Source organism: Sphingobium sp. TomMM15 (assembly GCF_055397045.1).
This window is the reverse complement of record NZ_AP027314.1, coordinates 1556164-1579658: the sequence shown is the minus strand read 5'-3', so window position 1 is coordinate 1579658 and position 23495 is coordinate 1556164. Positions and strand designations below refer to the sequence as shown.

At 57.0% G+C, this 23495-nt stretch carries 22 protein-coding genes; 18 read left to right on the top strand and 4 right to left on the bottom strand.

What is annotated here, in order from left to right; genetic code table 11:
- Position 1 precedes the first annotated feature (1 nt).
- Positions 2–865, bottom strand: coding sequence for an oxygen-dependent coproporphyrinogen oxidase (hemF, locus tag ACZ51H_RS07935; RefSeq protein ID WP_464801474.1), 864 nt, complete (start codon positions 863–865; stop codon positions 2–4).
- 13 nt (positions 866–878) lie between these two features.
- Complete coding sequence (locus tag ACZ51H_RS07930) at positions 879–1337, bottom strand: tRNA (cytidine(34)-2'-O)-methyltransferase (RefSeq protein WP_449473789.1); 459 nt, start codon at positions 1335–1337, stop codon at positions 879–881.
- A 210-nt stretch (positions 1338–1547) separates the two neighbouring features.
- On the opposite strand from ACZ51H_RS07930, the gene petA reads away from it, so the two are divergent.
- The 13 genes from petA (at position 1548) to ACZ51H_RS07865 (ending at position 14480) form a co-directional block, all read left to right on the top strand.
- On the top strand, positions 1548–2114 hold the full coding sequence (petA, locus tag ACZ51H_RS07925; protein WP_449473787.1) for a ubiquinol-cytochrome c reductase iron-sulfur subunit: 567 nt from the start codon (positions 1548–1550) through the stop codon (positions 2112–2114).
- An 11-nt stretch (positions 2115–2125) separates the two neighbouring features.
- Positions 2126–3445 (top strand): cytochrome b, encoded by a 1320-nt coding sequence (locus ACZ51H_RS07920; protein WP_449473786.1) that lies wholly within the window; start codon positions 2126–2128, stop codon positions 3443–3445.
- Positions 3446–3462: 17 nt separating this feature from the next.
- On the top strand, positions 3463–4311 hold the full coding sequence (locus tag ACZ51H_RS07915; protein WP_464801473.1) for a cytochrome c1: 849 nt from the start codon (positions 3463–3465) through the stop codon (positions 4309–4311).
- An 81-nt stretch (positions 4312–4392) separates the two neighbouring features.
- Positions 4393–4929: an adenine phosphoribosyltransferase gene (locus ACZ51H_RS07910; protein WP_464801472.1), complete on the top strand. Its 537-nt coding sequence runs from the start codon at positions 4393–4395 to the stop codon at positions 4927–4929.
- A gap of 11 nt (positions 4930–4940) precedes the next feature.
- A complete protein-coding gene (locus tag ACZ51H_RS07905; protein ID WP_464801471.1) occupies positions 4941–5582 on the top strand; it encodes a 5'-methylthioadenosine/S-adenosylhomocysteine nucleosidase in 642 nt (213 codons plus the stop codon).
- Positions 5583–6305: 723 nt separating this feature from the next.
- Entirely contained in the window at positions 6306–7721 is a 1416-nt protein-coding gene (locus ACZ51H_RS07900; RefSeq protein WP_464801470.1) for a glycosyltransferase family 2 protein, read from the top strand.
- Positions 7722–7728: 7 nt separating this feature from the next.
- A complete protein-coding gene (locus ACZ51H_RS07895) occupies positions 7729–8514 on the top strand; it encodes a DUF5672 family protein (RefSeq protein WP_464801469.1) in 786 nt (261 codons plus the stop codon).
- A 121-nt stretch (positions 8515–8635) separates the two neighbouring features.
- Entirely contained in the window at positions 8636–10018 is a 1383-nt protein-coding gene (locus tag ACZ51H_RS07890; RefSeq protein WP_464801468.1) for a methyltransferase domain-containing protein, read from the top strand.
- Between the two features lie 61 nt (positions 10019–10079).
- Entirely contained in the window at positions 10080–11249 is a 1170-nt protein-coding gene (locus ACZ51H_RS07885; RefSeq protein ID WP_464801467.1) for a KpsE/RkpR family capsule polysaccharide export protein, read from the top strand.
- On the top strand, positions 11249–12031 hold the full coding sequence (locus tag ACZ51H_RS07880; RefSeq protein WP_464801466.1) for an ABC transporter permease: 783 nt from the start codon (positions 11249–11251) through the stop codon (positions 12029–12031). Before ACZ51H_RS07885 ends, ACZ51H_RS07880 begins: the two co-directional genes overlap by 1 nt.
- Entirely contained in the window at positions 12028–12675 is a 648-nt protein-coding gene (locus ACZ51H_RS07875) for an ABC transporter ATP-binding protein (RefSeq protein WP_464801465.1), read from the top strand. The genes ACZ51H_RS07880 and ACZ51H_RS07875 overlap by 4 nt, the downstream gene beginning before the upstream one ends.
- Positions 12676–12684: 9 nt before the next feature.
- Positions 12685–13671 (top strand): phytanoyl-CoA dioxygenase family protein, encoded by a 987-nt coding sequence (locus ACZ51H_RS07870; RefSeq protein WP_464801464.1) that lies wholly within the window; start codon positions 12685–12687, stop codon positions 13669–13671.
- Positions 13672–13688: 17 nt separating this feature from the next.
- Entirely contained in the window at positions 13689–14480 is a 792-nt protein-coding gene (locus ACZ51H_RS07865; RefSeq protein ID WP_464801463.1) for a methyltransferase domain-containing protein, read from the top strand.
- Between the two features lie 41 nt (positions 14481–14521).
- Here the strand turns inward: ACZ51H_RS07865 and ACZ51H_RS07860 are convergent, their stop codons facing one another.
- Positions 14522–16849, bottom strand: a complete 2328-nt coding sequence (locus ACZ51H_RS07860) for a glycosyltransferase (protein ID WP_464801462.1) — start codon at positions 16847–16849, stop codon at positions 14522–14524.
- Between the two features lie 715 nt (positions 16850–17564).
- Between ACZ51H_RS07860 and ACZ51H_RS07855 the strand changes: the two genes are divergently transcribed.
- From ACZ51H_RS07855 to rfbA, 5 genes are read left to right on the top strand one after another with little or no spacing between them, the layout of a single operon-like run.
- On the top strand, positions 17565–18680 hold the full coding sequence (locus ACZ51H_RS07855; protein ID WP_464802868.1) for a polysaccharide biosynthesis/export family protein: 1116 nt from the start codon (positions 17565–17567) through the stop codon (positions 18678–18680).
- Positions 18681–18736: 56 nt separating this feature from the next.
- Positions 18737–19300: a dTDP-4-dehydrorhamnose 3,5-epimerase gene (gene rfbC / locus ACZ51H_RS07850; protein ID WP_464801461.1), complete on the top strand. Its 564-nt coding sequence runs from the start codon at positions 18737–18739 to the stop codon at positions 19298–19300.
- A gap of 4 nt (positions 19301–19304) precedes the next feature.
- Positions 19305–20369, top strand: coding sequence for a dTDP-glucose 4,6-dehydratase (gene rfbB, locus ACZ51H_RS07845; protein WP_464801460.1), 1065 nt, complete (start codon positions 19305–19307; stop codon positions 20367–20369).
- Positions 20366–21268 carry a dTDP-4-dehydrorhamnose reductase gene (gene rfbD / locus ACZ51H_RS07840; RefSeq protein WP_464801459.1) on the top strand — a complete coding sequence of 301 codons (903 nt, stop codon included), beginning with the start codon at positions 20366–20368 and terminating at the stop codon, positions 21266–21268. The genes rfbB and rfbD overlap by 4 nt, the downstream gene beginning before the upstream one ends.
- The gene (gene rfbA, locus ACZ51H_RS07835) at positions 21265–22134 is read left to right on the top strand and encodes a glucose-1-phosphate thymidylyltransferase RfbA (protein ID WP_464801458.1); all 870 of its coding nucleotides are present in this window, start codon (positions 21265–21267) and stop codon (positions 22132–22134) included. Before rfbD ends, rfbA begins: the two co-directional genes overlap by 4 nt.
- A 36-nt stretch (positions 22135–22170) precedes the next feature.
- Here rfbA and ACZ51H_RS07830 read toward each other — a convergent pair whose 3' ends face one another.
- Positions 22171–23469 carry a class I SAM-dependent methyltransferase gene (locus ACZ51H_RS07830; RefSeq protein WP_464801457.1) on the bottom strand — a complete coding sequence of 433 codons (1299 nt, stop codon included), beginning with the start codon at positions 23467–23469 and terminating at the stop codon, positions 22171–22173.
- Positions 23470–23495: the final 26 nt, after the last annotated feature.

Here is a 23495-nt window from a genome sequence, read left to right as displayed (position 1 = left end):
TTCAGCTCCAGCTCGCCATCGGCGGCAGGCTCATCAAAATCGCATCGACATTGCCGCCGGTCTTCAGCCCGAACAGCGTGCCCCGGTCATGCACCAGATTGAATTCCGCATAACGGCCGCGCCATTCCAGCATCCTGGCGTAATCTTCTTCGCTCCAGCTTTCGCCCATCCGCCGCCGGACAATCGGCGGAAAGGCCGCCAGAAACGCCTCGCCCACCGACCGGGTAAAGGCGAAATTCGCATCAAATCCTGCATCATCCTCGCACTCCAGATGATCGTAGAAGATGCCGCCAACGCCGCGATGAACGCCCCGGTGCGGAATGAAGAAATAGTCGTCGGCCCACGCCTTGAAGCGGGGATAATAGTCTGCATCATGCGCATCGCATGCCGCCTTGAATTCCGCATGGAAGCTCGCCGTGTCCTCATCCCGGGGCAGGGGAGGGTTAAGGTCCGCGCCACCACCGAACCAGCTCTTCGACGTAATCAGATAGCGCGTGTTCATGTGCACGGCGGGCACATGCGGATTGGCCATATGCGCGACCAGGCTGATCCCCGTTGCGAAAAAGGCCGGATTCTCCCCCGCGCCATGGATGGTCTTGGCAAAATCCGGCGCGAACTCGCCCGAGACGGTGGATACATTGACCCCGACCTTCTCGAATATCTTGCCCTTCATCACGCCGCGCACGCCGCCGCCGCCTTCGCCCGGCGTCAATCCCGGCGCTTCGCGGTCCCATGGCGTGTAGGCAAAGGAGGCATCGCTGCCCGCCTCGCGCTCGATCGCCTCGAATTCCGCGCAGATGCGGTCGCGCAGCGATTCGAACCAGTTGCGGGCGGCCTGCTGTTGGGGATTGAGGACCAAGGTCATTGGGAAATCTCGATCATGTTGGAAATTGTCCAGTCTGGCGAAGGGCTTCGGCAACCGCGATGCCCGTGGAAACGGCAATGTTCAAGGACCGGAAGCCCGCAGCCATGGGGATTCGGACGCGCAGGTCGGCCATGTCGCGCACCGCGTCGGGCACGCCCGCACCTTCCGATCCCATCAGCAGCACGTCATTCCTGTCAAAACGCACCTCTGGCAGGGGCTGTGAAGCATGGCTGCTCATCAGCACCAGACGACGGCCCTCCGCACGCCGGGCCTCGTCAAATGCCTCGAAATTGGCGTGGCGAGTCACCTCCGCCGCCGCGCCATAATCCATCGCGGCGCGTTTCAACTTGGCGTCGGAAAAGGCGAATCCCATCGGCATGATGATGTCCACGGGCACGGAAAAACAGGCGGCCAGCCGCAATATGGCGCCGACATTCCCGGCAATCTCGGGTTGATAAAGAGCAATACGCATGCCCCGCGCATAAAGCAGCGGGGCAAATTGTCATAGCCATGGCCAAATTGCTGTTGGCAAAGAAGCTACAGTGGGTCTATCAGGCCCCCGAACCACGCCAGGGGGAAAGGCGAGGCCCATATTCCGTGGGCGGCGCTACTCTCTCGATAATCAGGGCCGGTGACGGCAATGCGGCGGGTAACAGGGACGTCTTTGCAAGGGTTGAGGTGCATGGCGAGCGTTGAACATACGGACAGCCAAGGTCTATCCGGCGAAGGTGGAGTGCGTCGTCGCGACTTCATCAATATCGCCGCAGTAAGCTTCGCGGGGGTCGGGGCTGTCGCCGTCGTCATTCCGCTCGTGGATCAAATGAACCCCAGCGCGGACGTGCTGGCGCTGGCATCGACCGAGGTTGATATCTCTTCGATCCAGCCGGGTCAGGCGATCAAGACGACCTTCCGCTCGCAGCCGCTTTTCGTGCGTCATCTGACGGACAAGGAAATCGCCGAAGCCGACAAGGTTGACGTTTCCTCGCTGCGCGATCCGCAGACGCTGGAACAGCGCACCGTCGCTGGCAAGAAGCAGTGGCTGATCACCATGGGTGTTTGCACCCATTTGGGCTGCGTGCCGCTGGGTGCGGGCGAGGGCGAGAATCGCGGTGAATTTGGCGGCTATTTCTGCCCCTGCCACGGTTCGTCCTACGACACGGCGGCCCGCATCCGCAAAGGCCCCGCGCCCAAGAACCTGGAAGTGCCGAAGTTCAGCTTCACTTCCGACACCGCCATTCTCGTAGGCTGAGGTAAGAAACCATGAGCTTTCCCTGGGCTGAGCATTATACTCCCAAGCATCCCGCGATGCAGTGGATCGACGAGAAGCTGCCGCTTCCGCGCCTCGTCTACAACGCGATCGGCGCCGGTTACCCGGTCCCGCGCAACCTCAACTATTTCTGGAACTTCGGTGTTCTCGCTGGCCTCGCGCTGGTGATCCAGATCGTCACCGGCGTGATCATGGCGATGCATTATGGCGCCAACACGCTGGTCGCGTTCAGCACCGTCGAACAGACGATGCGTGACGTGAATGCGGGCTGGCTGATGCGCTATGCGCATGCCAACGGCGCCAGCTTCTTCTTCATCGTCGTCTATCTCCACATCTTCCGCGGCCTTTTCTACGGTTCCTACAAGGCGCCGCGCGAAATGGTCTGGCTGCTCGGTATCGTCATCTTCCTCCTGATGATGGCGACCGCCTTCATGGGCTATGTGCTTCCCTGGGGGCAGATGTCCTATTGGGGTGCAAAGGTGATCACCGGCCTGTTCGGCGCGATCCCGGTCGTGGGTGAGCCGATCCAGACCTGGCTGCTCGGCGGCTTTGCTCCTGGCAATGCGTCGCTCAACCGCTTCTTCTCGCTGCACTTCCTGCTGCCCTTCGTGATCGCTGCGGTCATCATCCTGCACATCTGGGCGCTGCACATTCCGGGTTCGTCGAACCCGACCGGTGTGGAAGTGAAGGGTCCGCAGGACACCGTTCCCTTCCATCCCTACTATACGGCGAAGGATGGTTTCGGGGCGGGCGTCTTCCTGATCCTCTTCGCGATCCTGTTGTTCTTCGCGCCGAACTATCTCGGCCATCCCGACAACTATATCGAAGCGAACCCGCTTTCGACGCCTGCGCACATCGTTCCGGAATGGTATTTCTGGCCCTTCTACGCGATCTTGCGCGCCTTCACCGTGGACTTCTTCTTTGTCCCCGCGAAGCTGCTGGGCGTGCTGGCGATGTTCAGCTCGATCCTGATGCTCTTCTTCCTGCCCTGGCTGGATACCTCGCCGGTGCGTTCGGGCAATTATCGTCCGACCTTCAAAAAGTTCTTCTGGATCCTGATCGTTGACGTGCTGATCCTGGGCTATTGCGGCGGCGCGCCTGCTGCCGAACCCTATGTGATGATCTCCCAGATTGCGGGCGCCTATTATTTCGCCCACTTCCTGATCATCCTCCCGCTGATCTCGCGCTTTGAACGGCCGCTGCCGCTGCCGGGCTCGATCACGGAATCGGTGCTTAACCGCTATAACATCAAGGGCGAACAGGATGCGCTTCCCGGAATGGGCGCGGATCCGCAGCCGTCGAACGCCGGCTAATAGGGGACAAGATCAACATGGTTCGCATCGGCGCATTTCTCGTCGGCCTCTTCTTTGCTGGCTGGCTGCTGATCTCCTTCCTTGTGGGCGCTGTGGCCTATGTCTCCGAACCGCCCGCTGCGACGGTGGAGCATGAATTCCACAAGCATCCCAAGGAAGTGGACTTCTCCTTCAACGGCCCGTTCGGCAAGTTCGATCAGCCCCAGCTGCAGCGCGGCTTCCAGGTGTTCAAGGAAGTTTGCTCGGCCTGCCACAGCCTGAAGTTCGTCGCTTTCCGCGACCTCAAGGGCATTGGCTACAACGAGGCGGAGATCAAGGCGATCGCCAAGCAGTGGGCGATCAAGACGCCTGACGTCGATCCCAAGACGGGTGAAATGTCGACGCGTGCTCCGGTCCCGGCGGATTACTTCCCCAAGCCTTTCGCCAACAATGTCGCGGCGATGGCGGCGAACAACAATGCGATCCCGCCAGATCTGTCGCTGATGACCAAGGCGCGCCATGAGGGATCGGCCTATGTCTACTCGCTGCTGACTGGTTTCCAGAACCAGCCTGCCGAGCTGCTGAAGCACTTCCCGGATGCCAAGACGCCGCAGGGGCTGCACTACAACCCCTATTTCGCCAACCTGAACCTCGCCATGGCCCCGCCGCTGACGGCTGACGGTCAGGTGACCTATGGCGACGGCACCAAGGCGACCGTTGACCAGATGGCGAAGGACGTTTCGGCCTTCCTGACCTGGACCGCCGAACCCAAGCTTGAGAACCGCCGCCGCGCGGGTCTGGCGACCATCGTCTTCCTGCTGATCGCAACGGCGCTGGCCTACATGTCCTACCAGAATATCTGGGCCGACAAGAAAAAGGCCCCCTGACCGCCTTTCGGCCAAGGGAATGAATAGGGAAGGGGCGCGGCGTCATGATGACACCGCGCCCCTTTTTCATTGGGAGTTTACATGGATCTAGATGAACTCGCCGCGCTGGTCCGGACCATTCCCGACTTTCCGAAGCCGGGCATCCTGTTCCGCGACGTCACGACTTTACTCGCCGACGCTGAAGGCTTCTCCTCCCTCGTCAGCAGCCTTGCCGCGATCGCCCGTCCGCTCGACGCGGACATCGTCGTCGGGATCGAGGCGCGCGGTTTCGTGCTTGGATCGGCACTCGCTCACGCGCTCGGTCTCGGCTTCGTTCCGATCCGCAAGTCGGGCAAGCTACCCGGCAAGACCGTCGGCATCGACTATGTGCTCGAATATGGCACCGACCGCCTCGAATTGCATGAAGGACAGATAGGCCAGGGCGCTCGCGTCCTACTGATCGACGACCTTATCGCCACAGGCGGCACCGCTCTCGCCGCCGCAGAGCTCCTCCGCGAACAAGGCGCCACTCTGCTCCTGGCCCTCTTCGCCATCGACCTCCCGGACCTCGGCGGCCGCTCCGCCCTCGAAGCCGACGGCATCGCCACCGCCGCCCTCCTCAAATTCCCCGGCAATTAACGGTTTCCTTCATGAATTTCCCCCGCCAACCAAATTGCGAGCTAATCGCGGGAAAACGCATCCTCTTCCTAATGGCGATAGAGGATGAATACGGTCCGCATCTGCGTTCCCGCTTCACGCCACTAATGACAGGTGTCGGTCCCGTAGAAGCCGCGATCACAACCAGCTTGGCGCTTCAGCACCTTCACCAGCATGATGCTCTGCCTGACCTTGTTGTGTCACTGGGCTCAGCTGGCTCCCGCGCCTGTCAGTTGGGGGAGGTCTATCAGGTCGCAAGCGTATCCTGGCGTGACATGGACGCTTCCCGCCTTGGTTTCGCAAAGGGAGTGACTCCGTTCATAGATCACCCCGTCGATCTACCGCTGCACGCACCTCTCGACATTCCCGCGGCGCGCCTTTCAACCGGCGCAAACATCGTAGGCGGCGAGGAATATGCACTGATAGACGCCGATATGGTCGATATGGAAACCTTCGCCATTACCCGAGCCTGCCAGCGCTTCACTGTTCCCCTGATGGGACTGCGCGGCATATCCGACGGCCCAGGAGAACTGAACGATATGCTCGGTTGGACACAACTCCTCGCATTGCTAGACGAGCGGCTGGCGGTAACAGTTGATTTACTGGCCGACACGTTGAACCAGGTGAGCAGCTAATTTCGCAAAAAGAGAGCAGAGACATGCGAAGCCCACCAGTCATTCGCTGAATCGAACGTCAGTGTTGGGCGTGCCAGACCGATTTGGAACACCTGCGATGTCAAGGCGGCGGAGGTGGGCAAAATTTCCATTGAAAATCAAATGTATAAACCATTGATAAGGTGGGCTTGCCCACATTGTGCCCACCTCTGTCATAGTCCAGTTCCACTCGAATGCGCCGCCTGCCAACTGGGCTTCACTATAACGGATCGAGAAGATTTTTCCATGTCTCCTCACCACTGATGCGGCGGCGGCTCTGTTAAGCTTGAAAAAGGGTATTCGGCACCGAAACGGCCGGTATAGTTAGAACATTCTTGGTGGTGCACCGCCCGCCCGTTTCGATCCGTAACAGAAGATGAACAATTATGCGCAACGGCGTCGGACACATAGATCCGACTGCCGCTTCGAATGTCATCGCAACCTCAGGGATAACACCATCGTGAGATTTTTTCTTTGCCCGTCGGCCTTAAGCCGCTATCGCGGCTTACCATGTTATCGCGTCGGCGAGTGCCGTATCCAGGCAAAAATATTGGCCCATGGCCCACGATCGCCGTCCACTGTGACGCGTTTCTCAGATCACCTCGTGGCTATCTGACAGCTTTATGGTGGCGACTATGCCGTAAACGGGTTCGATCCCGTAACCAGTTTGCCCGCTTGCTGGGCGGTTCGCGTAGAGCCTATGACATGTGGGTAAAGTGGGAAAAGGAGTTTGTTCCTACTGTCAGAACCGATGCGGCCTCGCCTATTCTGGCGCTTGTCGATATTATGGGAGGCGAGATAGAGCAAACTCTAAGCAATCTGGCGGCTGAAAACATACGTGCGCTGGTGATCGGCACCGATGAGGTACCGAGTCTCGCCCAAGCAGCTCGACAGATCGATTGGAGCGAAGATCTTTGGCTGATTCCTATGATCGCCGGCGATCAGCTTGCGCGGGGAGCGGCAAGCGTATACCGTTCTGCTGTCACAAATACAAAAGCGCAGATTGCCTATGGCGATGATGACTTGCTCGATAAAGGAGGTCGACGCACGGCGCCGCATTTTAAGCCTGACTGGAATAGCGAACTATTCCGCTATTTCGATTACTTGACGGGCTCCTGCATTTTTCGTTGCTCGCCGCTAGAACTGGAAACGCAGACTGGTTTCGCCGGCCTGGTTCGACAAATCGTCGAGAATAGGACGAATGAAGAGCCTCCCCTGCACATCCGCCAGATCCTTCACCACCGGCGTGCTCGTCCGTCTCCGTGCGTGCCGGCAATTTTAAGTGCACGTTGCAGTGATTTGCCCTCTGTCACCATCATTGTGCCGACGCGTAATCGAATGGACCTGCTGAGGACCTGCTTAGAGGGCATTGCGGCCACAGATTACCCTAACATAGAGGTGATCGTCGTCGATAACGACAGCGACGATCCGGAGACGTTGGCTTTTCTCACGAGTCTCGATACTGCGCGCCATCGAGTGCTACGGCATGAGGGCGAATTTAATTATTCTGCTATCAACAACCGTGCGGTGGAGAAGGCGCGAGGACGGTTGCTGTGCCTCCTCAACAACGATATTGAAGTGATTGAGCCCACTTGGCTGGCTGCGATGGCGACACAAGCCGTAAGAGAAGATGTCGGTGCGGTGGGCGCGCGGCTGCTGTACCCCGATGGGCGCATCCAGCATGCCGGCGTGGTAATTGGTGTGGGAAATGCGGCGGGTCATGCCCATCGCTTTCTTCAGCCAAATGAAGAGGGCTACTTTCAACGCCACTCACTACCGCAATTCGCATCGGCGGTGACGGCGGCGTGCCTTGTGGTTGCACGTGACCGCTTCCTAGCCGTCGGGGGCCTCGACGAACGCAAGTTCCCGGTAGCATTCAACGATGTAGACCTATGCATGCGGCTAAATATGCGGGGGTGGCAATCCTTGTACGAGCCGCGCGCTACATTAATTCATCATGAATCGGTTTCGCGAGGATTGGACCGAGATCCCGTGGGCGCAGCTAGATTCGCCGGGGAGCTATCCGCTCTTCAGCGGCGATGGGGTACGACGGAGGTGGTGGATCCCTTTCATCACCCTGAGCTGAGCCGTGCGAGCGAACGTTTCGTGTTGAGGCTATAGGTGGGGTATGACAGCTACCCGCCCTCCTCGGCTCTCACTACCGCAGGTGACGCTGTGCGCAGCCACTTCGGTTAATGTGAAAGCGACGCTGCGGGCGCTTGAATTGAGCCTAGCGCAGATCGATTTTGCTGGCTGCAAGCTATTTACTGATGTGTCTGTCCGACCCAATCATCCCGGCATCTCTGTTGTGCCGATCCCGCGGCTCAGCTCTTCCGCCGCATATTCTGATTTTCTACTGTCGCACATGGTTGATCATGTTGAGACTTCGCATTGTCTCATAGCGCAATGGGACGGCCATGTGCTCGATGCTAAACAATGGCGTTCTGAGTTCCTGAACTATGATTATATCGGTGCGAGTTGGCCGCAATTCGGTGATGGACATGACGTAGGCAACGGAGGCTTTTCTTTGCGCACGCGCCGATTGATGGAAGCGTGCCGACACCCAGAATTTCGTCCGTCGCATCCCGAGGACATTGCCATCGGAAGAACGAACCGGCCTTGGCTGGAACGTCAAGGGATGCAATTTGCTTCAAAACAGCTGGCTGATCTCTTCGCGATTGAACGTGTGAGCGAATGCAGCGTGAGCTTCGGCTATCATGGCGTTTTCAACATGCCCCGTTTTCTTGGCAATGAATCATTTTGGCAAGTCTATAGGGATCTAGATGATCGATCGAGCATTGGTAGGGATCTGCCCGATATTTTGAAGCATTTGCGCGAGGGGCGGAATTACATTTTCCGAGCGGCAAGGATGATCGCTGATCGTCTACACGATGTTGCGGTGCGGGCAAGGTGAGGATGTAAGTATGCCATTTTGGAGAGCGAGTTTGCCGTTGCGACTTGAACTGCTGGAGTATTTGATTAAGCGGTGCCACAAAGCGCTCATTTGAACTCAAGGTGCGAGGCAGCGGTCGGAGATGCATGACACGGCTCTAGAAATTGGACGGCTTACTATCGAGATTTATGCCGATAGAGTGGGCGCACGGATTTTAGAGATTGGATCGCTCGATGTTAATGGATCGCTGCGCCAGTTTGCCCCAGAGGGCAGTGAATATGTGGGTGTTGATATAGTGGAAGGCAAAGGGGTTGACATTGTTGTCGATCCCAGAAAGCCACTGCCGTTTAATCCCCAGTCATTCGATTTGGCCATAGCCTCTTCTGTTTTTGAGCACGATCCTGCCTTTTGGATGACATTTCTCGAACTCGGTCGGTTGCTGCGCGATGGAGGCTATCTGTATGTTAACACGCCCTCGAATGGGGCGGTGCATCGTTATCCGGAAGATCATTGGCGCTTGTATCCCGATTCCGGTCTCGCATTGGAGAGATGGGCGAAAAGCCAGCAGATGGAACTGACGTTGATTGAGAGTTTTACCGCTCCCCGGATAGATGACATTTGGAACGATTTTGTTGCGGTATTCCGTAAGGGAACTTGGGAAGGAGAATTGCCCGCGCGCAGTCTTCATGCCGAAGTAAAGGGTACGAATGTTTGGACTTTGGGAGCGACGCAGCTCGCAAATCCGAAAGCCGCTACACAGGATATGGAATTAATAGATAGGGGGCATAAGGCAGCGGTAGTGCTGGAAGCTCAAATTGCAGAGGCAAAGGGTCGCATCGCTGTGCTGGAAAGCACATTGCGCCAACGTCAGGAGGAAATCGAGCAGACTCACCGAGATATGGAGGCTGCCAAGAGGGATGCGCAGGAAGCAATGGTCCTGCGCGACAAGCTGAAGGAGGCCGATGCTTGGGTTTTCCGATTGGCAGGCGAGCGTCAGGCGGCGGAGAAATCGGCGGCTCTGCAAAAACGACGTGCTGACCGGGCGGTAGCCAAGGCGGCCGCCCAGGAAGCTTCCTTGCGAAGGCTGCATGATGAGGCTGTTGAGCGCCGGAACGCCGAGCGACAGCTCGGTCAAATGCTTTCCAATTTTTCGAAAATGGAACTGGAATCGTCCCGCACAAAGGCTGATCTGCAAAGGGCGGAGTCAAGCGTTAAAGCTCGCTTTCATGAGTTGAAAATACTGACGGAACTGCTCGAAAGCGCAGAAAGGAATTGCGTTGCGGCCGCCAGCCAGCGGGAATGGCTCGTCAAAACATATTCCGTTTTGGCCAACCGTCCTTGGTGGTGGTCACTGATGCCTCGAGAGTGGGGTCGCCGTCGCGAACATGATCGATTGAAGCGGAAGCGGCTTTTCGATGCCCGACGCTATCTTGAACTTTACCCGGATGTTGCATCCAACGGCATGGATCCGGTTCGCCATTATATCCTGCATGGCATGCTAGAAGGGCGGACGCTTGCCCGTTGATACGTTAAGCGGCTAAAGGGCATGGCCCGATTTTCCGCGTCGAGGAATTCAGAGTTTGGACATGCAACACGATACCCAACTTCACCGTGCGGTTGAATCCGACGGCGCCAAGGAGCGCTCTTGGATTTACGAGCGCCTCAAGGCTTGGCGCTGGTTTGCGCTGCTTGTGATTCTGCCATTCCTGTTGACGACAATTTATTATGGGATGATTGCGTCGGACATCTATGTTTCGGAATCCCGATTCATCATCAAGTCGCCTGAACGCAAGGCCGCTTCCATGTCTTCACTTGCCGGTTTAATTGAAACCACGGGGCTTTCTCCAGGTCAGGAGCAAACCAAGGAGATAATGGATTATCTGCGTTCGCGTGATGCTTTGCAGGATTTGTCAAAACGTGTTAACGTGCGGGACGCGTTCATGTCTTCTGCGGCCGATCGACTTAGTCGTTTTCCTCGGTTGTTTCGTCAGGACAATTTTGAAAATCTCTACGATTATTATGGATCCATGGTGGACGTTCATCTCGACCATGAAACCGGCATGGCTGTATTGAATGTTAACGCATTCGAACCGTCGGAGGCCAAGAAGTTAAACGAAAACCTACTGCAATTGAGCGAGTCGTTGGTTAATAGCCTCAATGCGAGGGCAAATTCCAAAACGATCAAGGAAGCGGAAGCCCGCGTCGAAGTGGCACAGAATCGTGTCCGCAAGGCACGCGAGGATCTTGGGCAATATCGGAACAGTTCGGCGCTGCTTGATCCCCAGCAGCAGGGCATGGGCGTTCTCGAGCTGTCCAACGGCCTGATCGGACAGGTGGCGTCGCTTCGTGCCAAGCTGGTGGAAATTCAGCAGGCGGCACCTAACCATCCCTCCATTCCAGCCCTTCGTCAGCGGATCGCGGCGCTTTCCGAACAGATTGCAGCGCAGACGGGGCGTGCTGTTGGTACGCCCTCCGGCATCGCCTCGAAAATGAGTGGTTACGAAACACTGGCCGTTGAGCAGGAATTTGCAACGCAGATGTTAACGGCAGCTAATGCGTCTCTCGAACAAGCGCGGGCGGAGGCATTAAAGCAGCAATATTATCTGGAACGGGTTGTGCAACCGAACAAGCCTGACAAAGCGCTTTTGCCGGCGCGGATAAAGAAAATCTTGACAGTACTCTTCGGCTGTCTCTGTCTGTATTTGGTCGGGTGGATGCTTGTCGTTGGCATTCTCGAGCATGCGCCGGAAAACTGATGGCAAGATTTAGAAGCGGTCTGCGCATTCAGTTGCTCGTGTTGAAAGCATTGATGATACGCGAACTCACTACGCGTTTTGGGCGGGAAAATATTGGCTTCCTATGGCTAATGGCCGAACCGCTTATGTTTGCGGGCTTAGTGGGCGTCGTCTGGACATTCATGAAGGGCACAGAAAGTCACGGTATAGGCGTTGTATCCTTCGTCGCCAGTGGTTATATTCCCCTGACGTTCTTGCGCCATTGCTTCAATAAATCCGCTAGCATGTTCATGGCAAATAGCGCTTTGCTGTATCATCGTCAGGTCAAGGTCCTTGATTTCATTTTTGTCCGTGTATTGATTGAAGCAATTGGTGCAATGATGGCTTACTTGTTCATCATGGCCGTATTCGGTTATTTTAACTTATTTCCTTTCCCGGAAGATTTTGGATCAATACTATTGGGGTGGGGAGTATATTTCTTCTTCGTTCTTGCGATCTGTACCATACTGGCGCCTCTGTCCGAAATTTCGGAATTAGTCGAGAAGTTGCTACCGGTTAGCGTTTACATCGCCATTCCCTTTTCTGGAACATTTAACATGGCTTCGTGGCTTTCACCGGAGGCTCGTTCCGTTCTCATGTGGTCGCCAATGGTGACTGGCATGGAATTGATGCGCCATGGGCTTTACGGCGCGACAGTGCAGCCTTACTATGATGTCTTTAAGGCGATGGTTGTGTCGACCTGTTGCTTGATCATCGGTCTCATCCTTTGCCGTTACGTGCGGCGGGTCTTGGTGGTCGGATGATAGTATGCCGCGACATACACAAACAGTATCGCAGCGGCCATGCTGTGAAGACTGTTCTTCGCGGCGTGAATTTCACCATCAGTCCGCATGATCGTATTGGGTTGCTCGGCCGTAATGGTGCGGGCAAATCGACGCTTATCAAGTTGATAGGCGGGGTAGAAATGCCTACGTCGGGCAAGATCGTTCGGTCGATGCGATGTTCATGGCCATTGGGATTTAACGGGGGGTTTCAGGGCAGTCTGACGGGTTATGATAATGCGCGCTTTATTGCGCGGATCTACAACAAGCCGTATGCAGAGATTCGCGGTTTCGTTGAGGAATTCACGGAGCTAGGTCGACAGTTGCGCATGCCCGTAAAGACCTATTCTTCCGGCATGCGCGCCCGGCTTGCGTTCGCGCTAACGTTGGCCATCGAATTCGAATGCTATTTGATCGACGAAGTCATCATGGTGGGCGATCGAAATTTTCAGCTCAAATGCCAGCGCGAGTTCTTTGAGAGGCGGCAGGACCGGGCACTTTTGCTCGCTTCACACAGTCCGGATTTTATTAAGAGATATTGCAACCGTGCAATAGTGCTACACGATGGCATCGCGTCCATGTATGAAGATGTGGGCGAAGCGCTCGGCGTTTATGCCGACTTGTGACTGCTGGACATGGACAACAATCTCTTCCCCGGCACACCTCTAATCGAGTCTCCGATCTTCATGCCCGATGCTCTGCCGTCGGACTGGTCGGCGGAAGAGAAGTTTGTGGCGCGTCGCCTTCACCAGAACGGGTTTGCGGTTATCGATTTTCCCGATCCGGACATTGGCGCGCGGATCGATCGGGTGAAACGCAGCCTTGGCCCGCGGTTCAATCTGGAACTAGACAATCCCCATAGCAACAAGACGGGTGGCTCGCGTCGTATACAGGACGCATGGTCCTTCGATGATGATGTGCGTGCGATCGCATGCAATTCCGCGATCCTTGATCTGCTCAGCAAGCTCTATGGTCGCGCCGCCTTTCCCTTTCAGACGCTGAATTTCCCAGTTGGTACGCAGCAGCGCGCCCATTCGGATTCAGTGCATTTTTCGAGCCTGCCGGAACGCTTCATGTGCGGCGTCTGGCTGGCCATGGAAGATGTTTCGGCAGAAGCCGGGCCGCTATTTTATGTGCGCGGGTCCCACCGCTGGCCCATCATGAGCAATGTGCTGATCGGCCGCAAGGGGCATGGCAGCGATCTGTCGTCGGCGCAGGACCCTTATGGTCCGGCATGGGAAGCGCTGTGCCGGGTCAATGGGGGCCGGGAAGAACCATTTCTTGCCCGCAAGGGACAGGCGCTGATCTGGTGCGCCAATCTGCTACATGGCGGCAGTCGGCAGACCAATGCCACATTGACGCGCTGGTCCCAGGTGACGCATTATTTTTTCGAGGATTGCATCTATTACACGCCAGCATTTTCCGATGAGGCGATCGGAAAGCTGGCAACACGCGAATTGGTTGCCATCCATGACGGTCGTCCGAGACCAAACCGCTATCTGGGTGAGGATGTCGGGGCGATGGCCGAAGCAGAAGCGCTCGCGGCCTTAACAAGAAAGGCTCGCGGATGGAAAAGAGGGCTGCGGCGCCTCGCTCGTTCTTTTCGTTTTCCGCCTAAATAGGTTCAAGGAATCTAGCCATGCCAGCAGATGTCAAAGACCGGATAGAAATCAGACTTCTCGAATCTATGTCGAGGCAGGACTTCATCGGCAGCATTCCAACCGGTGTGCGCATGCTCGAAATAGGTCCATTTGCTTTTCCAAAGTTTCACGGTGAACTCGTAAGATATTTCGATGTGTTGAATGCGGAGCAGATCAAGGCAGAATGTAGAAGGCTTTGCATTTCTTCCGAATTCACCCCGGAAAAAATAGACTATATTTCCGGAGAAATTTCTATAGGGAAAATTCCAGAGAAGTTCTCATTAGTATATAGTAGTCATGTTATAGAGCACACGACCGATATTTATAGACATATCAACGAAGTAGCGAACATTATCGAGCCGGATGGAAGTTATTATTTGGCGATACCGGATAAGAGATATTGCTTCGATCATTTCAAACAAAGCACATCGATAGGCGATGCCATTGCGGCCTATCACGAACAGCGCGTCGATTGCCCGCTGGGATTATGGATCGATCGTTATGTCCGGGGCACGCACAATGATGCGGCCCGGCATTGGGCTGGCGATCATGGGCCACCACCGCCGTCCGTTCAGATGGACAAGATTCTGACTGCGCTCAGGGAATTCAACAGCCCGGACCGACTTGCGAAGATGGCGCCGCATCTATGGTTCCTGACGCCTGATACGTTCAGGGATATCATGGATGTCGGTTATCGGCTCGGTTATATCGATCTTCGACTTGAAGCGGTGTCTCGAACGGCGCAGGGCGCCGCAGAATTTTACGCTGTTTTTACTCGGCGCAATGCCTGACCGGCTGGCTCGACCGTTTCTGTGCGGTCGAGCCGAGATCCTCATTTGTTTTGCGGCGTGGGTGCGGGAACACGATAGCCAACCCGCATGTCGAGAGGGCTGATCCAGGCGAAGTCTTTTTCCATTTGATCGATCAGGACCGCCTTGTTCTTGGCGCGATCGGTGGCGGTGCGCAGCATGGAATTGCCATGAACCCGATATTCGCTGAGGATGCGGTCGACATGCTGTCCAGACAGCCCGGCATCGATGATCCGGCACCAGAAATCGTAGTCCTGCCATCCCATGCGGTGATCGGCATAACCACCTACAAGAGACCAAACTTCCTTTGAAATCATGGCCATGGCATCAATGACATTGCCCGGAATGAAATCCGCCGGATCGAAGGGTCGTGTGCCCATTCGGGAAGTGGCATCTCCGAATTGCTGAATAACACTGTAGGAAAAGGCTGACTTAGTGCGCTCGATTGCGCTCATAAGCCGTTCGCAACAGTCGGGCAGCAGGCGGTTGTCTGCGTCCAGCGCCATGATGTAGAGCGTGTCAGACAGGTCAAAGCCGGTATTGCGCGAGTTACCTAGGCCGCTATTTTCGTTATGTTGGACCAGCAAGGCGCGGTTGAAACGGGCATGGTTTTCGGCTAGCCAAGCTTGGGCTATCGATGCTGAATTATCAGTGGATTTATCATCGACGATGATCAGGTCTAGTTCACGCATGATCTGCGTCTTGACTGAGTCCAGCGCTTCAGTGATGAAATTCTCATAGTTATATAGTGGGATCACGACGGTGACGCGCGACATCTCGCCTTTGTCATAAGTCGCCAAGATCCTGTGGGGTTGTAAGTGGATGGGCTGGGGACGAAAGGACTGAATATGTTGTTCGAAATGCATGGCCCGGCTTGCCCGACGGGGTGAGTAAACGTGATCGAGCAATGAGGCCACCAACTCGGCCCGACGCACCGGGCCAAAGTCCCACAATGCAGCGCGATGGGCTTGCCGCGCGACTTCTCTGCGGCGATCGGCGCTACGGACCAGTTCTTCCAGGGCTGATGACCACTGCTTCTGGTCGTTGGCGAGAAAGCCGGTTCGCCCATGATCAATTGCCCAGCGATAGGGGCCGGTGGGAGAGGCGATGGTCGGAACATCCGCGATCGCCGCCTCGAAATATTTCAGCTCGGATTTGCTTTCGCAGAAGGGGTTGCCGACTTCTAGCGGCGCTAAATTGATATCGAACCGCGCCACCTCGTTCGGAAGGTCGATCAATGGGACGAACTCGCGCCATTCTATGCGGCTTTCCAGACCCACGAATTCAGGAAACTCCGAGACATCCAGCGTCACCATATCGTTACGGCGGAACAGCACCAGGCAAGTCTCAGGATGTGCGCGCAGGATATCCGCGACTGCGCGGGAGCATAGCTTGAAATCGGCTTGATGCGTCCGGCTGCCGCTGGCATATCCTATGCGGATCTTGCCATCGTCGGGGGCGGTCTGTTTGCGCCGTGCTGCGACGCGCGATTTTTGATAGGCGGCCCGATCATAAGTGTTCGGGATGACGAAGGTAGGGCGTCTTCCCGGCGGTGTGCGCATGTGCCATGCTAGCTCTCGCGTGCTCGCTACGCAATAGTCCGCATGCAGCATGGCATCGCGGACATCGCTATAATGGGCCTTAACATTCTCTTCATTGTGCTTGTTGAAACGAATGGCGTCGATGAACTCCGCTGTCGCCAGTTCCGGCCTGACCATCAAGTCATCGACATCGAAAACATAGGGGATTTTCAAAGCGCGCGCTTGCATGCACACTGCTTTGATGTCCGGCCACCGGGCCCGCCAAACATAAAGCATGTTGAAATTCTCGAGGCGGTCGAGCTTTTTGGCGGCTTTCTCGCGGTCCATCACCTCAACCTTGCATCCGGATGCGCGGAAGGATTCCGCGAAACGCATGATCCGGTAAATCGCGCCTGGTCGATCGAGCGGTTCACCTGACACAAGCAGAATCGAAGCAGCTTGAGTGATGCTCGACCGCGTATCGGGAAGGGGTTGGTGAGGTTTGGTCTTAGCAGGAAAAGGCGATTTCTGCGCCTGCAAAAAGGAGGTCCCGTCCGCGCGTTTGATTGTGCGGCCCTCGGCCTTGCCCGTGCGCACATAATGGAGAAGGGCGTTGACACCGGCAGCGCGAACATCCGGATGGTCGGTCAAATAATGTTCTACTGAAAAGTTGGGGCCGGGATTGCGCATGAGGCGATGGCCGATCCAGGTGAAATGCTCGATCGGGGACATTGCTAGTTCAGCCACATCCTCGTAATTGCGCAGATACCAATTCTCGTCGAAAAAGCCGGATTGCCTGATCTCTTCGATGCTTAGTTTGTCTGGATCCATATTCAGTTTGTCTCACCTGATGTCAGATTGAGTTTCGAGCGCGGTAGCGCTGCCTCCCCTCTAGCGGCAAAACGATGGGTTTGTCTTCCACACTATGTGTTTGGTTTCAAGAAGAGCTCGTTAAGCCTCCCATGTGAAGCGTTGGCCTTTCGTTGAGGTAGTATCGGTTTGCTGGACAGGGTGTTAAGCTGGTCCCGACCTTATGGATTGGTCTGGGAATGACGACGACGAGAACGCGCTGCAGCGCGGATTTCAAGGTGAAGGTAGCGCTGGAGGCGATCAGGGTGACCTGATGCTGGCGGCTCGCCGCCAAGCACGGTGCCCACCACAGATGATCGCGACTTGGAAGCGGCAGGCCATTGGCGGGATGGCGGACATCTTCTCCGGGGCTGGCGGCGTGGCAAAGGATACCGGGGAGCGCGAGGTTGAGAAATTGCATGCCAGTATCGGGCAACGGTCATTGAGCGGGAGCAGACGGCATGAACGATAACTAGGATCAGCATAACTTAGCTGCCAAACTGTCCAAGAAGGCGAGACCACCTAGCACGCCCTTTTTTTGAAATCTCCTTCATCTGCCATCTTGGAGGAAGCGCCATGGGCTCGCGTTTCTATAAATTTGCGTTGGGTTGGGCTTGCTGTATCGGTCTGACTTGGGTAACCGCCTCTATTGTTCCGAGGCCAAGCCTACGCAAGACATGGCTAATTACTGGTGGTTATGCATCAAAAACGAAAAATAACACTGGCAGTCTCCTGTCTTCTGGGTGCTTGCTCCACTCTCCCGAGCAGCGGGCCTACGGGGTCACAGTTCGTCAAATCCGCGGAAACGGCCCAAGCGAACATCACAATCGTCGAGGTGGATGACGCTTCGTTGCTTCCGCCGCCGCCTGAACATGGTCAGTGGACCCTGCCTGCGCTCACGCCTCCGCCGACGGACATGATCGGTCCGGGCGATGTCATCTCCATTGTCGTATATGAAGCGGGCGTTCCCCTGTTCGGCGGGACGACCATGGAACTGGCCGGAAACTTTGATCCGTCCGTGAAGGCTCAGACATTGCCGCCCAGCCGGATCGACGACAATGGCGATATTGTCGTCCCCTATGCGGGCAGGCTGCATGTCAGCGGATTGACCTTGCTCGAAGTCCAAAACCTGATCCGAAAGTCGCTGCGCGGGCTGTCCCAAAGTCCACAAGTTCTGGTGACGCTGCAGCAGGCCATCAACAATTCGGTGATCGTGGGGGGCGAGGTAGGGCAACCGGGGCGGCTTGTCCTGCAAACCAACAAGGAAAGACTGTCCGACGTGATCGCGCTGGCAGGCGGATATCGCGGCAGCGCCAAAGACCTGCTGCTGCGCGTACGGCGTGGGCCGGACGTCGCCGAATTACGCCTGAGCGAAGTACTGGATAATCCGCAAGTGGACGTCCCTGCTTACCCAGGAGATCGTGTAACGCTGGTTCAGGACCCTTTGTTGTTTTCCGTTCTGGGAGCTTCGGGACGGGTTCAGCAGATGCCGTTCAGCCGGGGAACGATGTCATTGGTGGAGGCCATCGCCGCGGCGGGAGGGCCGAACAGCAATCATGGCGATCCGAAAGCCGTCTTCGTCCTGCGCTATCAAAAGGATGAGGAGGGAGCATCCAAGCCGGTCGTCTATCATTTTAACATGATGAAAACAGGATCTTATTTCCTCGCGCAAAAATTTGCTTTGCATGATGGCGACGTTCTTTATTTCGGCAATGCCCTAGCTAATCAGCCGAGCAAGCTGGTGCAGCTCATCAGTCAATTATTCTCACCGATCATCACTGTCACCAACACAGCAAATGCGTTGAACAATTAAGCCTTTGTTGCTGCTGCTCGTCTACAGAATCGTGGCCATGGAAACGACGAGGGAAAATGCTAGTTCAGTCCTTTGATATTCCCGGCGTCAAGCTCTTTATCCCAAAGCATATCGGCGATGAGCGAGGCTATTTTGCGGAGACCTTCCGCGCCGATCTCTTTGCTGAGCATTGCGGTGATTTCGCCTTCGTCCAGGACAATGAATCCCTGAGCGTTCGGCAGGGCACGATTCGCGGTCTCCATTTTCAGAGCGAACCGCACGCCCAAGGGAAGCTGGTGCGCTGCACCGCTGGCGCACTTTTCGATGTAGCAGTGGATATCCGTTGCGGCTCTCCCACATTCGGGCGATGGGTCGGCGAGATGCTTACGCCGGATAATGGAAAACAACTCTGGGTTCCTGCAGGCTTTGCGCACGGTTTTTGCGCCGTCGCGCCAAACACCGTCATCTGTTACAAAGTGACGGACTATTACAGCGCTGAATGCGACAAGGGGCTGTGCTGGGACGATCCGGCGATTGGCATCGCTTGGCCCGAAGGCGCTGATCCTGATACACTTTCACCGAAGGATCGCCAGCAACCCCGGTTGGTCGATCTTCCAGAATATTTCGCTTGGAGGAACTGAAGGCATGCGCGTGATCGTCACCGGCGGTGCCGGCTTCATTGGTTCCGCTCTGGTCCGCCATCTGATGTTGGAAAAGGGCTATGAGGTTCTCAATATCGATGCGCTGACCTATGCGGGCTGCGAAGCATCGCTGCGAGAGGTGGAGGGAAAGGCCTGTCATCACTTCCTCAAGGCGGATATTTGCGACCGCGCTGCGATGGAAGAAGCCATCGTCAGTTTCAGGCCCGATCGCATCATGCATCTTGCCGCTGAGAGCCATGTCGACCGCTCGATCACGGAGGCGGCGAATTTTATCCAGACCAATATTGTGGGCACCTTCACACTGTTGGAGGCGGCGCGCGGCTATTGGAACGGACTGGAGAAGGCGGCTAAGGACGCCTTTCGCTTTCTCCATGTCTCGACCGATGAGGTCTATGGTTCGCTGGGCGACGAAGGGCTGTTTCAGGAAAGCACGCCCTATGACCCCAGCTCGCCCTATTCGGCGTCCAAGGCCGCGTCCGACCATCTCGCCAAGGCTTGGCAGCGCACCTATGGGCTTCCGGTGGTGGTGTCGAACTGCTCGAACAATTACGGCCCCTATCATTTCCCCGAAAAGCTGATTCCCCTCGCCATTCTCAACGCGCTAGCGGGTCGCGCGCTGCCGGTCTATGGTAAGGGTGAGAATGTGCGCGACTGGCTCTACGTCGACGATCATGCCCGGGCTCTCGACCTCATCATCGAGAAGGGCATCCCAGGCGAAACATATAATGTAGGCGGCCGCAACGAGCGGCGCAACATCGATGTGGTGCGCCGGATCTGCGCGGTGCTGGACGATCTCGTCCCCGACGCCGCTCCGCGCGAACGGCTGATTGAATTCGTCGCCGACCGCCCTGGACATGACGCCCGTTACGCTATTGACGCGACCCGGCTTGAGATCGAACTGGGCTGGCGCGCGCAGGAGGATTTCGACAGTGGCATCGAGAAGACGGTGCGCTGGTATCTCGAAAATGAATGGTGGTGGCGTCCGTTGCGGGATCGTTATGACGGCCAGAGACTGGGACTGGCGAAATCCACCGGGGTTGCTGCATGAGGATTGCTGTCACCGGTAAGACCGGGCAGATCGTTTCCAGCCTGCTCGAACGCGGTGCGATTGCCGGGCATGAGGTGATCGCGTTGGGGCGGCCAGAGCTGGACCTTGCCAGCCCGGCCTCTGTCGCCCACGCGCTGGAGGCGGTGGCGCCCGATGTCATCGTCTCGGCGGCAGCCTATACGGCGGTTGACAAAGCGGAGAGCGACAGCGAGTTGGCCCATGCGGTCAATGAAGCGGGCGCCGCTGCGATGGCGCAGGTAGCCCATAGACTGGGCGTGCCGCTGGTCCATGTCTCGACCGACTATGTGTTCGACGGCACGCTGGACCGGCCCTATGTCGAAAGCGATCCGACCGGGCCGACCGGAGTCTATGGCGTGTCCAAGCTGGGGGGCGAGCGGGCCGTGCTTGCCGACCATGGCGACAATAGCGCGGTCCTGCGCGTGGCTTGGGTTTACAGTCCCTTCGGCGCCAATTTCGTGAAGACCATGTTGCGGCTTGCGGGCGACCGAGACGAGCTTGGCGTCGTCGCCGATCAGGTGGGTAATCCGACTAGCGCTCTCGATATCGCCGACGCTATCCTGCGGGTGGCGACCAATATGGTATCCGATGGTAGCCGCTCCTTGCGCGGCGTCTTTCATATGACAGCGCAGGGCGAAGCGAGCTGGGCCGACTTTGCTGAGGCGATCTTCGCCACCTCCGCAGCGGGCGGCGGCCCGTCGGCACGGGTGAAGCGGATCACGACCGCCGACTATCCGACGCCGGCCATGCGCCCAGCCAATTCGCGGCTCGATTGCGGTCTGATCGCCCGGGTTCATGGCGTGAGGCTGCCTTACTGGCGGGAGTCACTGGAAACTGTGATGGGCCGCCTGCAACCTGCTCAGAGGAACGAGAACGCATGAAGGGTATTATCCTCGCCGGGGGCAGCGGCACCCGCCTCTATCCGATGACGCTGGCGACGTCGAAGCAGCTGATGTCGGTCTATGACAAGCCGATGATCTATTATCCGCTAAGCACCCTGATGCTGGCGGGCATCCGCGAAGTTCTAATCATCTCCACCCCGCGTGATCTGCCCGCTTTTAGGGCGCTGCTGGGCGATGGGTCGCAATGGGGCATGCACTTCGAATATGCCGAGCAGCCCAGCCCCCATGGCCTCGCGCAGGCTTATATCATCGGCGCAGGTTTCGTAGCAGGGCAGCGGTCGGCGCTAATCCTTGGCGACAATATTTATCATGGCCACGGCCTGCCCGAACTGCTGGCCAGCGCGTCCTCGCGCAAGGCTGGGGCAAGCGTCTTTGCCTATCATGTTAACGACCCCGAACGCTATGGCGTGGTTAGCTTCGATAGTGCCATGAAGGCGGTCTCGATCGAGGAAAAGCCAGAGCAACCGCAGTCTAATTGGGCGGTTACGGGACTTTATTTCTACGACGAGCAGGTGATCGATATCGCGGCCAATCTCGAACCTTCACCGCGCGGCGAACTGGAGATCACCGACGTCAATCGCGTTTATCTAGAGCGCGGCGAACTGAATGTCGAGATTATGGGGCGCGGCTATGCCTGGCTCGACACGGGAACGCCTGACAGCTTGCTCGATGCTGCGGAATTTGTCCGTGTGCTGGAGAAACGACAGGGCTTTAAGATCGCGAGTCCCGAGGAAATTGCTTTCCGGCAGGGCTTTATCGGCGCGGCGGAGATGGAGCAGGTGGTCGCCAAGCTCGGGAAGTCCGATTATGGCCGCTATCTGCGCGGGATTTTGGCAGAGGGGTGAGCAGAGTGGTGCCGCCGCGACGGCGCCAGACTTCTGTCACGCTAGCTTCTGAACGAGGCGCATCAACACATCGCTGTCCATAACCGGTATGCCGCCACGCCGTGGCCAGAACGCCCCGGTGTAACCCGCGATATAGCGTCCTGTCAGCGGACGGCCGATCTCATCATGCCGCTCCAGCATTGGCGGGATAGGATTGTCTGGCGACGGTGATCGCACGATAGAGCCGTTCCGGAAGATGTCGGCGGTGCATTCATGGCTGAACAATGTTGCCTCCGGGCTCAGTCGGTCGGCCACCACCATGAGGTCGCGCGCAGATACTTCAAGGTCGACGTCCATCCACAGGCACATCAGCTGCGGTGGCTGCCAGTCACGGAAGGTGTCGGCGAAGAAGCCCTTGTGAAATTCCACCGCCTCGCTGGCGCCGAAGCGCGTCACATGATCGCGCACTTCATCAAGGCTGCCTGCATATTGCCCGGCTTCGTAGCCCGATCCCGCCGAGGGGGGCAGACCCTCGAAGGAATCGAAAATATGCATCTTCAGCCCCAGCTGTCGGCAGGCATAGCTCAGCATGGCCGAACTATAGCCCTTGAAGCAGCCAAATTCGGCGAATTCGCCTTCCACGCCCCAGCTTTTCAGCACGTAGAGCTGGTGGATGATGGCGAACAGTTCGCGAATGGAATTAGGCTTGCAATGGAAGTCAGTCGATCCAAGAGTAGCTGTCCTGTTGGTCTGGGGGAAGTGGCGTTCGACGAAGCGGCAATGGGCGAAGGTCGCGGACAGATAACGCGCATAGTCGGCGAAAACCGGTATGGCATTGAGATCCGGCGTGGCCATGATCCAAAGCAGGCGGTCGGCAAATCGCCTTTGACCGGCGCTCGTCAGCAAATCGGCGCAATCCTCAGGCCAATGGAAGGCGACGGCATCGATCACGCAGCGCGGGAAAGGACCGCTTATGCCGCTGTCCGGAGGCGAGGCCAACTTAAGCATCGTCGCTGGCCCGGCTAGGTGTAAGGTCGCCAGAGTGGTGCTGGGCAACCACGGCTTGGTCGGTCGGACGACGATGCGCAGTTCCCCCAGAAAATCATCCCCCATTTCCCGATAGGGTAGGTCGAAAGCGAAGCCACAACTATTGCTGCCGGGAATGTCGGGATAAGCGGCGGCCACGTCGGCCCTGGTGATCGATGGTTCGCAGGAAAGAATGCGGTTGGTGTCCAACCACGCTTCCACGTGCACTGGCCCTCGGCCAAGGGCCCATCCGGCTATTCTGCCGCCAGCGGCCGCGTCTATATTTCCGCGCGGCGCCAGTGCATCCCCGACCTTGGCAAGCAATCCCATTAGTTTACCCCTTCAGACCGATTTGC